Origin of the sequence: Dorea sp. AM58-8, assembly GCF_003464045.1 — a bacterium.
GTDB lineage: Bacteria > Bacillota > Clostridia > Lachnospirales > Lachnospiraceae > Claveliimonas > Claveliimonas ammoniilytica.
Window position 1 is genome coordinate 38071 of sequence record NZ_QSDM01000020.1, and the last position, 12240, is coordinate 50310.

Here is a 12240-nt window from a genome sequence, read left to right on the forward strand (position 1 = left end):
ATGTCATTTCCAAATATTTAGGTTGTTCCACCATAATCTGCTCCTTTCATTTCTTCCTTTGCTTCTGTATTTCCTGACAAATAGCTTATCACTTTGTTTGCCTTAATGCTTTTCTGCAACTCACTGATAATGCACAGATTTGCTACATTCACTCCCGGCAAAGCAAGCATCTCATCCATCGTCATATTGACAATCTCTTTTTCCGTTCCGTATCCGGCATCAAATAAACGCTGTAATACTTTTATTGCTTTCTGATTCTTTCCCATTTCAGCATCAAAGGGCAGCTTATCGCCGCCCTCTGTTTTACTCCTTCTCTTCTTTCTTTTCTTCAATTCCTAATCTCTTAATCTGTTTCTTTTTATTCCAGATACGAATTCCTGTAATTCCGGCTGCTGATAATATCAGAATGGCTATCCATAAAGCTGCATTCGCAGTATCACCCGTTTTTGGAGGATTGCTGGTCTTTGTAGTAGTACCCGGTGTCTCTGGGGTTGATGTTTCTGGTACTTCTTTGATGGTTACAATCTGACCTTCATCGTTGATATCCTTATGCTCTGTTACCTTTTTCGGTTCTTCCGGATTTGTCATATCATACAGTTCTTCAAAGGTTACAAGTTGCTTTCCTCCAAGAGTGCTGCCGTCGAAAGTAAACTCGATCTGCACTTTCATGTTTTCCTTGTCCGCTGTAAATTCATAATCATTGGTAACTTCTTTGCCATCAATAATCAGCTTTGCATTTTCTGCCTTAACCATCTGCCAACCAGACAGCTTATAGTTCGTACCAATTTCCAGTTCTTCTAAAGTAACCGTATCCACGATCGTCAGATCTTTTCCGGCTTCGATTTCTTTCTTACCGTTCTTATCAGTTGCTGTGGTATAAATCAAAATCTTTCGCTCTGTAATCAGGACTGTCTGACCTTCATCGTCAATGTCCTTATGCTCTGCAACTTTTACAGGTTCTTCTGGATTCTTCAGGTCATATAATTCTTCAAATGTAACCAGATTCTGTCCACTAAGTTCTGATGCATCAAACGTATAAAAAATTTCTACTTTCATTTTTTCCTTGTCAGCAACAAAAGTGTAATCACTCTCCACACGCTTTCCATCAATGAGCAGTTCTGCATTTTCCTCTTTCAGCATCTGCCAGCCTTTTAACTGGTACTTTCTTCCACTTTCCAGACCGTCCAAAGTAACCGTATCCACAATCGTTACTTTCTTTCCTGCAACAATTACCTTTTCGCCCGTTTTCTTGTCTGTTGCGGTTGTATGAATGGTAATCTCTTTCTCATACTCATCTGTCAGCGTTCCAAGATGGATTGTTACTTTATTTCTGCTGACAACAACTTCAAATGCAGGGATCAGCTTCATACCTTTGTTGGATTCACAAGATAACTCCTCAATCTCATAAGTGTCATAAAGTAATGCACCTTTGCTATCGTCCGGCTCTGAACTTCCGAACCAGATACCATCCTCACTGGATTTCCCTGCATTCATATTTTTCTTATGAGACGCCCAATCGGAATCAGTTGAAAACTGACCATTTTTATCTGTCACTACAATATGACTCTCTCCGGTTGTTTTACTCGTAATCTTAAAAGGAACATTCGCAAGTCTCTTGTGTGTACCTGCTCCAATCTTTACTCCTTCTAAATCTCCACGTTTAATCTGGTTGTAAATGGAATGGCTTTCGTCTGTTAAATCTACGATTTTTCCATTTTCTGTAATGGAAAATTCAATCGCTTTTGCACCGTCTGTCAGATAACCTTCCGGTGCTTTTGTTTCCTCCAGTTTGTATTTACCATATAGAAGTAAATCTGCTGATGTTGTTGCAATACCGTCAATTCCTGTCTGAATCGTCTTAACTGTCTCGTTCTTCTTGTACAGTTTTCCTTCTACCAGAACCGGATTCTCGTTCAGAGAAATAATTGCAAATGCTGCATCTTTTAATGTGGCACTTCCCTGTGCTTTGGTATCTTTTGTCTCTAAATCACGTTTTTGAATCTTCACACCACCTCGGATTACCTGGTCAGATACGGAATACTGGTTGCTTCCGGAAAGAACTGCAAGTTCTCCGTCCTCTGTGATCTGTGTCAGATACATTCCTTTTATCTGTTCTGTACTGTCTCCTGCCTGCATATAAGCTCCATCAAGTAAATATCCGTCTGGTGCTTTGGTTTCTTCAACAGTCAGTGTTCCAAGTGGTAATACACTTTTTTCATTCTGAGTGTAAAATGCATCTCCGGATACTTTGTAAGCATCTGACAGTTTTGTCACATAATGAATACTTCCGTCACTGCTCTTTTCTGCCACCGTTTTTGTAACCCAGGTACGTGTTGCTTTCTCTGGTAAGTTATCTTTTGTATAAAGTCCGTCATAATAATGCCAGGTAAACTCTGCTCCTGCCAGTGCTGCATTCCCCTGTGCAGTTGCTTTTCCTGTCTCCATATCAATCTTGAACAGGTCTACCAGCGTCTCTGTTACTTTCGGAACATCTGAAACATTTAATGTAACTGTTTTTCCGGCTTCAACTTTCAGACTGCGTACTGTCGTATCCAGCTTATATCCCTTCGGTGCAGAAAGCTCTTTGATATAAACAGTCCCTGCAGTCACTTCAACCTCATTTGTATCTCCATTCTCATTTGTCGTAAGTGTTCCAATCTGATTACTGCAATTCTGGTCTGAGGATATGCCAAAGGTTGCCCCTGCAATGGAATACATCGCATTCCCATTTGTGACAATCTCATTTGCGGTTGTCTTTTTTACTTTTGCATTTCCGACATTCAGTTCTGCCCAAAACTGTCCAAGATCCTGTCCTTCGCCAGTATAGATATATCCACCACATTTATAGCGACCTTTGTTCGCCTGTACAAATGCTCTCGCTCCTGCATACACTTCATTCTGAATATCCTGTGAAATCTCAGAATATGCAGCTCGGACATTATCACACTGCCAACCCAAATGCTCACTTAAACGCTGCCACACAAGACACTGTTCTAAGAGATATGCCTGATTTGTACTCAGGTTACTGTGACTGCCTGAATACTGTTTCATATACTCAAGCGACAATGCCACATCTTCAATCTGATCTGCACTCATGCTGGCACTTGCATCATGTCTGGTTTTATACCCATTCTTGAATCCAGTGTTAATATCTACACAATAGGCGGTTTCACCTTCTACTTTCATGTGTCCTTCGTTGAAAGTGCTTTTAATTGTTCCGTCATTCATCAAATGTTCTACATGTCCAACTCTCTCTGCGGATTCTGTCCAATACTGTGTTTCCGCTGCTTGAACCGATGTGATCGGTACTGCAGTTAAAATCGTGGTCAGGGCAAGAATCCCTGTACACACTCGTTTCCATATCTTCTTCATTTTCTACAATTCCTTTCTTTTCAATCAAAAAAAGACGTCCGTTTGGAACGCCTGCTGTTGCTTTATGTTGTTTGCTCCCTGCTGTCATGCAGGGTATGAGAATCTCTGACCTGCCGAAAGAGAAGATGTTCCCGGCTCCTTATTGTCTTTTCGGCTGGTAATCTGCTGGTAAACCAAAGGGGTAGGGTGTGGGGAGGGGAAAACAGAAAAAGGCTGATTTCTTATTGACCACCAACAGATAGACTTCTCCCTTGGTGTCCAAATGCCTATCGTTCCCTGCTTTTTTCCCGTTTCCGATATAATTCCAGTGCTTTGATAATGGTTTCTTCCATTTTCTGCTGTGAAGTTCCCGATGGAAAATATTTTTTCAGTCGGTTCTTGGGGATTTTCCATTGCTCTACCTGATTTGGCTTTTGCTCTGCCATAATCGACAGCAAAACATCTTCATTTAACCTGCCTTCTGCTGAAAATTTACGGATTTTAATTGCCTGTGCATGACTTGGGGTACAAGCCTCCGACTCCATGGTATCGTACAATATCTCCTGTTCCTCCTTCGTCAAATAAGACAATTCTACCGCCGGACGCATAGAAATCTTTTTGTCATCGACCATTTCAAGGATTTCCGGGATAAGCTCCGTAAGGCGGATATAGCGGCGGATTGTTTCTCGACTTTCCCCTGCTTCTTGTGCCAAAATTTCATTTGTCCGGAACTTTGACACCAGTGGTGTCGAAGTTAAATCTGTTCTCTTGCCTTGTCTATTCATTGCCTCTAATTTCATTTTGTAAGCAAATGCTTTCTCTGACGGTAATATCTCCTCTCTTTGAAGATTGCTGTCAACCATGACAATAACTGCTTCATCATCACTGAGATTCCTTACTATACAAGGCATATTCTCAAACCCTGCCAGTTCACTCGCCATTTTTCTGCGGTGTCCGGAAATCATTTCATATCCGCCTGTTGGATTCTCTCTGACAAGTGCAGGAAGTAATACTCCATGCTCACGAACACTTTCGATAGTTTCCACCATCTTAGCGTCCATTCTTACCTTAAATGGGTGATTGGGAAAATCAGTAATATCCAAAAGAGAAATATTTTTTACATATTCCTGATTCTTATGATCTCTTTCTTCCTGCGTGGTAAAAAGATCATCTGCTGAGGGAAGATTCATGTTTATTTCTCTGCTTTTCGCCACACTGAATCACCTCCCTCGTAAATTCTGCATACGCCTTTGCAACAGTTCCATTCTTGTCATACTCATAAATGCTCTGTCCTGCTGCACTGCTTTCTGCCGCTGTAATAGCCACTGGAATAATCGTTTTAAAAATTCGGATATGTTTCCCGTAATTTTCTCTAAGGCTATCCTCTGTTGTCCTTGCAAGTTTTGTCCTCATATCTGCAAGTGTCAGCAATACTCCATCAATCTTCAGATTAGGATTTAGCTGTCTTTGCACCTTACCGATTGTTTTCATTAACTGTGTCATACCTTTTAGTGGAAGATAATGAGCCTGCACTGGAACAATTACACTGTCTGCGGCAGCCAACGCATTGATAGTCAACATTCCCAAGCTAGGCATACAATCAATCAAGATATAATCATAATCCTTTTTCAAATCTGCCAGATACAACTTTAAAGTTTGCTCTCTGCTCATGGCATTTACCAGTGAGATTTCCATGCCCGATAGCTCGATGTTGGTTGGAATAATATCTACTCCTTCTTCATGGTGTAAAATGCCTTCATTATACACAAACGGTTCGTCTTGTAATATCTTCTTCATTTGTGTTTCCAATGTAATAGGAAGACTGTCTGCATTTGTCCAACCCAATGCAGTTGTTAAATCCCCCTGCGGATCAGCATCGACCAATAATACTTTTCGCCCCTGATGTGCAAGACCAATTCCTAAATTTAATGTAGTTGTGGTCTTGGCTGTTCCTCCCTTCTGATTTGCAAGGGCGATTACTTTACACTTGGTCATATAGTTTCCTCCTTCCTCGAAAAATTTAATAGCCAATCCATTTTACGGAACTGGCTATGTATAAAAATGGACATGAAAAAAGCCGACTGACTCTTAATTTGAATCAATCGGCTATGTATATTTATAATTTATTCTCCTGCTTCTAAAATTTCATATAAATAATATGTCGAAAGTAAATTTAAATTTTTACCAATATCCTTAAAACGCTCAACAAAATTTTCTAAATCTACAACAACATTATCAAATTCTGAAATATAAAAATGAGGTACATACTTTTGATCAAACGGATATCTTGAAAAATCCATATTATCCTTTTTACACTTTGTATCTTCTGAAGATATCTTTGAAAAAAGTTCATTTATGTATTCCTCTAGATTACTAATCATTTTTCGAAACTGCTCTCGCTTTTCACGAGATGTTTCAAATTCTGTCACCCTACTTTTTACAACTTGAAGTATCTGTTGAATATTATGGCTACCTTCAATTCTTTCTGTTTTGTCCAATACAATATTCAATGTCCAAGTAATTGCTTTCAAATATAATTCTATAGCATGATTTGCATTAAATAACATCGGATAGACGATAATATCTGCTTTCTTATCCTGATTATCGTCAAGTGCTGTTTCTGCAAGTAATATTGCAGACTTCATAAAACCATCTGCAATAACAATCATATTATGTATTTGCTCATGATACTTCGTTCGCCAATTCATATATGCAGTCTTATTCACATCTACATTATAACTAAATATTTCTTTCATCCGTCTTATATGCCTCCTTTTTATGATGATAAATATTCATCTACAATATAATACAAATAATCTAAAATCTCATAAATATGATTCATACTTTCTTTCAATACAAGATAGTCAATAGAATGTCCACATGAAAAGAATAAGTTTTCATCTGTACTGATTAAATATCGCCATACTTCTGCATTTTGATCAATTTGTTTATTACTTGGATTTACTTCTTCAATTCGTTGATTAGCCTCTTGCATCTCCTTTAACATTGCTTTTATTTCTGTTAATTTTATGCCTTCAAGAGAATAATGAATATAATTTTCTTTGTATCCTTTGACATGCTCTAAAAACTCTTCCGAGCATATCATTTGGTCTATAATTTCATTCTTAACATTTTCCCACAAAATCAACAAATTATGGCCTCCAGGTGGCATTTTTCCTAGAGCTCTTCGATAAATGTGTTTTAATGATATTTCAATACAATGTCTATATGAAAACAAAATTGGAAATACATATGTATCCAATATCTTAGGATTTTCTCCATGTTCTAATACATATTCTACCAAAGTATCTGCACTATTTTTATATCCTTCTCTCAGTCCATACAATGCTGAATCTTTGTTCTGCCAACCAAAATGTGCAGATTGCTCCATATATCCTGTTTCTTTAAAAACCTTCATACAGTCCCAATTCCTATCTGATTTTATATATAATTTTCTTAATTATATCTCACATTTATTAATTCATCAATCGGAAGATATTTCCATAACAACTTATGAAAAGTTGAAAAACCTCACACTACCACACACCAAAAGTTGGGGAGTTACACTACTCCCCAACAAAATAAAACAGGCAATCTTCGCTACTTATTTCAGAAGAATGAGGCGAAGTTTCATACGACAGTTGGGGAATTGAAATTCCCCAACTCACTCCCCAACTTTTACCCAATTCCATGCATAAATAGCGATAATTTACGATAAGTCAAAATTTATTCCCCAACACGCAAAAAAACCTTGAATCATCCCATTTTCATAGGAAATTCAAGGTTTTTCGTTGATTTACATGATAATAATACGGTTCAAATTCTTATGCGAACTGTAAGATTATGCGTTCATCTGCTTTGCGAAGTTTTACTTTAACAGTTATTTTCTAAATCTCTCTTTCCTGCTAAAACTCGAGCTTTCTTCATTTTTTCAATCTGTCTTCAAACTATTTCCAAAGATATTCCGCCCTAACTTTTTGAGTAGACGGTTATCACTATAATATTCCAATCACATCGTTGTACTCAAGCGCCTGATTATTGTCCCCATTTTCTAAGAAATCCCCAAGACGCTCCGCTTCTTTTAATTTAATATCATCTAAGACATGTGTGTACGATACTGTTGTATTATAATTAGCATGTCCCATAATCTCCTGCACTGTCCTAGGTGTCATACCCTTTTCAAAACATCTTGTTGCAAATGTATGTCTAAGTGCATGAGGGTGAATCTTTTCAAAATTTTTTGGAATTCCACCAGAGTATAATGCTTCTGTACGAAATATATCATTGATCTGTTGAGTGATATAACGCATATCACTTTCAATGTTATATCTTCCTATTGGAGAGCCCATTGACGTCAGAAATACCAAGTTTCCCATTTCCTCTGGTTTTCTCCAACGATCTCCCAAATCCTTTTTTCTTCTTTTCACTTTTTCAAATTGTTGCTCAAGTATCTTTTGTGTTTCTCCAAAAAAAGGAACTTTTCTTACTGAATTTTCAGTTTTAGGAGATGTTAATCTCATTGTTTTTTTACCATCTTCATATTGATAAGACAATGTTCTTTTCACATAAATAAATCTGTTTGAAAAATCAATATCTTCCCATTGCAAGCCACCAACTTCACCAATCCGAAGTCCTGTAAGTAACATAAATTTGTACAGTTCCTCATACCAACTTTTATTTTGAGCAAGATAGTCTAGAAAAATTCTTTGTTCTTCAACCGTCAATACTCTTCTTTCTACTTTTTCACATTTAGGTACAATAGTTCCAACTACCGGATTTATCCTCATAAGCCCATTTGCTATTGCAGCCTCGATGCAGTTCTGTAAAATCCCTGTTGCTTCTCTAATAGATTTTGAACTTCTTCCAGATTCTACCATGTCAGCTATTGCCGTTTGTACATGAAGCTGTCGTATATCTGCTAAATATTTTGAACCTATGCGCACTCCATAATAGTTTAAAAACTTTCTTTTATACGCTGGAGAACCTCCATCTTTCAATGTTGGCGCTTTATATTTGCTATACCATTCTTCAAACCATTCACTCAGTGTAATTCCTGTTCCATCTTCTTCTGGTAACAAATTACTTCTTTTTAGATCATCAACAGCTCTTGCCAATTCCCTTTTTAGCTCTTTTACTTTCCAGCCATATAACACAATTGGCTTTCCTTCCACCTGCGCTCTACCCATATAGCGCCCATCTGTCTTTGTGACAATCCCCGTCCTAACTCCTTGCCTTTTAAGTCTTTACCCATAATTACTGTCCTTTCATAATTGCACCCACAATTTTAAAACGTGAATTACCGGCAATACTTAAAATACACCCAGAAATCAGATGCCCTCTTTTTTCTTTAAATCAGAATATTTACCTTTATTAAACTTTATATTTCCATAAAAATCACTCATTCCAGAGTTTTTTTCAAAGGTTTCTAAGCTCATAATAACCATATCTCCATACCCATTCTTAGTTATAAACACAGGTTCTTCTGAACTATGGCATATTTCTGAAATAGCATTTGTATCTCTTAATTCCCTAATCGGAATTATTCTTGGCATCTTTTCATCTCCTTTCGCTTTTATTGTAGCATAATTATGACACATGTTCAAGATGTATTTTAAATATTTTTCTGTAGCTTCACATTGTTAGTTGAAATTTAGCATTTCTTTTTAATTCATTATCAAACAACTCTTTATGTATAAATACCCTTCGTCCTATCCTAACAACGTATTTGCAGCATGGATTGGAAATCAATTCTCTCGCTTTGGTCTTTCCAATTCCCACATAATGACAAAATTCATCTACTGTTAATAAAGTCTTTTCATATTTCATTTTAAAACTTCCTTTCTTCTTATTTTATATATACATCCTGTAGGTACTGTCGGGAAACAGTTCATTGGATTTTCACCATCTTTTCAGACCGGAGCAGCCTTCTCCAGAAGTATCATTATCAAAAGTAGCATCTTCGCACAAAATCCCATTTTTGTTCGCACCTCAATATTACTCGCTCGTACTATTCAACTTTATAGCATGATGTCGCAAAGTTGAATATTTTAATAGTCATGGCGTACTGATTGCCGGCTCCACCACTTTCTATGTCCTACAAGAATTCTGTTCTATTATCAAGGTGCTATAATGGTTGTTTTAAATTACTTTTTACGTACCAATTTAAATCCCAAAATTGTTTTGATCAACTTTGCTTCTAGACTACTACGAAGATTTTCATCTATACAATAATACTCATTTCCATATTTATCATACATTCTCCGAACAGCCAGACAAGATATATATCCTTCATAATGTTTTAACACCTTGTTAATTGATACAATATCTCCTTCTACTGCTTTTTGAATCACAGCGAATGGTACTAATTTTATTTTTTCTGTGTTTTTATCTGTTATTTCCATATCTGTATTCCTCCATCGTATTTTTCAATAATTCTAAAGATCGTATTCTATGCTCACATACTGTACTTCTTACAAGATTTAGCTTTCTTGCAATTGCAGCATCTGACATTCCCTGAAAATAAGCTAAGAAAATAACCTCTTTTTTTCTATCTGTCAATGTTTCTATTGCTTTTGCCAACAGTTCATCTTTTATCTTTACATCAAACTGTATGTCTATCAGAGAATAGTTTTCTACATCATACTCATCTGTCATAGATATTTTCCCAAAATCGGCTTCCGGCAATTCACAAAATAAGACTTCGTGTTCCCGTCGATAAGAAAGATGTCTGTCATAATCTATTTTCTCCCCCTTCAATGCCAATTTACATTTACGATCAAATTGATGCCGAATTGTTTGTTCGTCATAGGAAGAAGATTGCCCCATAGAGTTCACCTCCTTCCTATTTAAAGATAAGAGCAAAGTTCTTTTCTCTTTTCGTTCTTATCCCGAATGAGTCATATAGAATGTTCGGCTGTTCTATATAAAAATTTTTTAAATAAAAACAATGCAATAAAAAATAAAAAGCATATTCAAAAAAACAAATAATCTTGCTTTTTTAAATATACTTTTATTCATAATACTCATGTACTGATAGTTCAGTTTTTCTCCAAAATAAACCTAGAACAATTGTACAACAAATGTACTTTTCTCTTTCAATTGTTATATACATCCCCAAAATCGCTGTATACATAATACCCCCTCTTGACCAAACATCGTCAAAAGGGGGGTATCTATATTTCCACTGCTCCTCGCAAAAGAACTGACAGTTCGTATATATCTGTATCTTTATGCCATTATATTATTTAAAGAAATAGTTTATATTTATAAAAGAGGCGGTGAACTATCAGTGCATGAAATATCTGATACTTTAGGCGATGTTGTAAAGGCTGCTCGTGAAAATAAATCTATTACTATTGAATGCTTGGCTGAAAAGTTAGGTATTAGCGAGCGTTATTTATATCGTATAGAAAATGAACACAAAAAACCGAGTTACTCTATCCTATATAAGCTTATCAGAGAACTTGGAATAAATCCTGATAATATTTTTTATCCTGAAAAAAATTCTTCTATAACGGAATTCGACTCAATAATACGCCAACTGTATACTTGTGATAAGCGTTCATTACAAATAGTACAAGCTACACTTCAAGCCGCTTTGGAAAGTCAAACAATTAAATAGTATCATTTATAAAAGGCATATAAATAATTTATTTTAGTGCCTTTTAGTGTTACTGGATAATTTCTTTTGTATAAGAAGCCACCTCATTTTCATTTAATTTTACGAGTTTTTCAATTTTTCCATCCTGATTCCTTTCAACTTTCAAGGAAACACTATTTTTAATATTTACATCTCCTTGGATCAGTTTATATCCATCCTGATCATAAAAAATGTAAATATCTTTATCCTCATATCGCCAAAGTTCTCTTTCCGAATCATATATGACTCCATACAAAGAATAATCTTCTAGTGTATCATCTTTTACTTTATCATCACCTGCTTCAAAAGACTGAACTCCATTGAGAATAATAGTTTCCTTTAATTTCTCTGTATTTTTGTCAAATTCTTCTTTGGTTAGCACTTTTAATCCCTCTAATTTATAAGTTTTACTTCGCTGTGCTTCAATATCAATTTCTCCGTCAGAAAAAGAAAAACCTTCCGTATTTCCAGATGCATCTTTTTTATCTGAAAATTTTCTCACTAACTTTCCTTCATAATAAAATCTCTTTTCCTCATTATTATACTTTAAACCATATTTTTCATATTTTTCATATTTCTTAGAATCAAACGCATCTGTTGTATCTGCACTTTTATGACTACTGTTTTCCATAGCCTGTATATTATCTTGCATATTCTTTTTGTCCTGTGTGCCACAAGCTCCCATTATTACTGCAACTAGACATATTGATCCAATAATAATATTTTTTTTCTTCATAGTTAAAATCTCCTTTCACTAAATTCATCACGCATACAGACTACTGCGATAGTCTTTCCATTTACAGAATATCACATAGAATAAAATATTGCAACTATATTTTCATATATCTTATTCTAATTTAGTAATATTCCTTTTGAGCCATGTATAATTCATAAAATTTTCCTTTTCGTTCTATAAGCTCATCAAATGTTCCATCTTCTATTACTTTTCCTTCTGAAAAAGTTAAAATTCTATCACATAGTCTACATGCACTCATTCTATGAGAAATCAAAATTAAAGTTTTATCATTATGACAAAGCTTTATCAAATTTTCATATAGTTTATTTTCACTTTTTGCATCAAGGCTAGCTGTTGGTTCATCCATAATCAGCACTTTTGCTTCTCTTACCAATCCCCTACATATTGCTAGTTTTTGCCATTGACCTCCTGACAACTCAATCCCACCCTCATTTAACTGCCCTAATTCTATATCACTATTTTTTAAAAATAATCCAAATCAAAACTTTGAAGA

The 12240-nt window shown here is 35.7% G+C and carries 14 protein-coding genes; 1 reads left to right on the forward strand and 13 read right to left on the reverse strand.

Annotated elements, in window-relative coordinates:
* Positions 1–17: 17 nt before the first annotated feature.
* The 11 genes from DXA18_RS12685 to DXA18_RS12735 all read right to left on the reverse strand — a co-directional run bounded on the left by DXA18_RS12685 (position 18) and on the right by DXA18_RS12735 (position 10176).
* Entirely contained in the window at positions 18–332 is a 315-nt protein-coding gene (locus DXA18_RS12685; protein WP_118384199.1) for a hypothetical protein, read from the reverse strand.
* Positions 304–3372 (reverse strand): VaFE repeat-containing surface-anchored protein, encoded by a 3069-nt coding sequence (locus DXA18_RS12690; RefSeq protein ID WP_118384200.1) that lies wholly within the window; start codon positions 3370–3372, stop codon positions 304–306. Before DXA18_RS12690 ends, DXA18_RS12685 begins: the two co-directional genes overlap by 29 nt.
* A 266-nt stretch (positions 3373–3638) precedes the next feature.
* Positions 3639–4541: a ParB/RepB/Spo0J family partition protein gene (locus DXA18_RS12695; RefSeq protein ID WP_330424582.1), complete on the reverse strand. Its 903-nt coding sequence runs from the start codon at positions 4539–4541 to the stop codon at positions 3639–3641.
* Positions 4519–5346: a ParA family protein gene (locus DXA18_RS12700; protein WP_118384202.1), complete on the reverse strand. Its 828-nt coding sequence runs from the start codon at positions 5344–5346 to the stop codon at positions 4519–4521. Before DXA18_RS12700 ends, DXA18_RS12695 begins: the two co-directional genes overlap by 23 nt.
* Positions 5347–5474: 128 nt before the next feature.
* A complete protein-coding gene (locus DXA18_RS12705) occupies positions 5475–6107 on the reverse strand; it encodes a hypothetical protein (RefSeq protein WP_118384203.1) in 633 nt (210 codons plus the stop codon).
* A 20-nt stretch (positions 6108–6127) separates the two neighbouring features.
* On the reverse strand, positions 6128–6769 hold the full coding sequence (locus DXA18_RS12710) for a hypothetical protein (protein WP_118384204.1): 642 nt from the start codon (positions 6767–6769) through the stop codon (positions 6128–6130).
* A 577-nt stretch (positions 6770–7346) separates the two neighbouring features.
* Complete coding sequence (locus tag DXA18_RS12715) at positions 7347–8537, reverse strand: tyrosine-type recombinase/integrase (protein WP_118384205.1); 1191 nt, start codon at positions 8535–8537, stop codon at positions 7347–7349.
* Between the two features lie 141 nt (positions 8538–8678).
* Positions 8679–8903 carry a type II toxin-antitoxin system Phd/YefM family antitoxin gene (locus DXA18_RS16220; RefSeq protein WP_242953103.1) on the reverse strand — a complete coding sequence of 75 codons (225 nt, stop codon included), beginning with the start codon at positions 8901–8903 and terminating at the stop codon, positions 8679–8681.
* 79 nt (positions 8904–8982) lie between these two features.
* On the reverse strand, positions 8983–9177 hold the full coding sequence (locus tag DXA18_RS12725) for an excisionase (RefSeq protein WP_118384206.1): 195 nt from the start codon (positions 9175–9177) through the stop codon (positions 8983–8985).
* A 317-nt stretch (positions 9178–9494) separates the two neighbouring features.
* Positions 9495–9752, reverse strand: a complete 258-nt coding sequence (locus DXA18_RS12730; protein ID WP_118384207.1) for a helix-turn-helix domain-containing protein — start codon at positions 9750–9752, stop codon at positions 9495–9497.
* Entirely contained in the window at positions 9736–10176 is a 441-nt protein-coding gene (locus DXA18_RS12735; protein WP_118384208.1) for an RNA polymerase sigma factor, read from the reverse strand. The genes DXA18_RS12730 and DXA18_RS12735 overlap by 17 nt, the downstream gene beginning before the upstream one ends.
* Before the next feature lie 463 nt (positions 10177–10639).
* Between DXA18_RS12735 and DXA18_RS12740 the strand changes: the two genes are divergently transcribed.
* The gene (locus DXA18_RS12740; RefSeq protein WP_118384209.1) at positions 10640–10972 is read left to right on the forward strand and encodes a helix-turn-helix domain-containing protein; all 333 of its coding nucleotides are present in this window, start codon (positions 10640–10642) and stop codon (positions 10970–10972) included.
* Positions 10973–11021: 49 nt separating this feature from the next.
* On the opposite strand, the gene DXA18_RS12745 is transcribed toward DXA18_RS12740, so the two are convergent.
* Both DXA18_RS12745 and DXA18_RS12750 read right to left on the reverse strand, forming a co-directional pair.
* Entirely contained in the window at positions 11022–11726 is a 705-nt protein-coding gene (locus DXA18_RS12745; RefSeq protein ID WP_118384210.1) for a hypothetical protein, read from the reverse strand.
* Between the two features lie 121 nt (positions 11727–11847).
* Positions 11848–12198: an ATP-binding cassette domain-containing protein gene (locus tag DXA18_RS12750; protein WP_118384211.1), complete on the reverse strand. Its 351-nt coding sequence runs from the start codon at positions 12196–12198 to the stop codon at positions 11848–11850.
* Between the last annotated feature and the right edge of the window lie 42 nt (positions 12199–12240).

Excerpts from the sequence above, each read along its gene's own strand:
- DXA18_RS12690 (WP_118384200.1), bottom strand. The coding sequence starts at position 3,372 with ATGAAGAAGATATGGAAACGAGTGTGTACAGGGATTCTTGCCCTGACC.
- DXA18_RS12695 (WP_330424582.1), bottom strand. The coding sequence starts at position 4,541 with ATGAATCTTCCCTCAGCAGATGATCTTTTTACCACGCAGGAAGAAAGA.
- DXA18_RS12700 (WP_118384202.1), bottom strand. The coding sequence starts at position 5,346 with ATGACCAAGTGTAAAGTAATCGCCCTTGCAAATCAGAAGGGAGGAACA.
- DXA18_RS12705 (WP_118384203.1), bottom strand. The coding sequence starts at position 6,107 with ATGAAAGAAATATTTAGTTATAATGTAGATGTGAATAAGACTGCATAT.
- DXA18_RS12710 (WP_118384204.1), bottom strand. The coding sequence starts at position 6,769 with ATGAAGGTTTTTAAAGAAACAGGATATATGGAGCAATCTGCACATTTT.
- DXA18_RS12715 (WP_118384205.1), bottom strand. The coding sequence starts at position 8,537 with ATGGGTAGAGCGCAGGTGGAAGGAAAGCCAATTGTGTTATATGGCTGG.
- DXA18_RS16220 (WP_242953103.1), bottom strand. The coding sequence starts at position 8,903 with ATGCCAAGAATAATTCCGATTAGGGAATTAAGAGATACAAATGCTATT.
- DXA18_RS12725 (WP_118384206.1), bottom strand. The coding sequence starts at position 9,177 with ATGAAATATGAAAAGACTTTATTAACAGTAGATGAATTTTGTCATTAT.
- DXA18_RS12730 (WP_118384207.1), bottom strand. The coding sequence starts at position 9,752 with ATGGAAATAACAGATAAAAACACAGAAAAAATAAAATTAGTACCATTC.
- DXA18_RS12735 (WP_118384208.1), bottom strand. The coding sequence starts at position 10,176 with ATGGGGCAATCTTCTTCCTATGACGAACAAACAATTCGGCATCAATTT.
- DXA18_RS12745 (WP_118384210.1), bottom strand. The coding sequence starts at position 11,726 with ATGAAGAAAAAAAATATTATTATTGGATCAATATGTCTAGTTGCAGTA.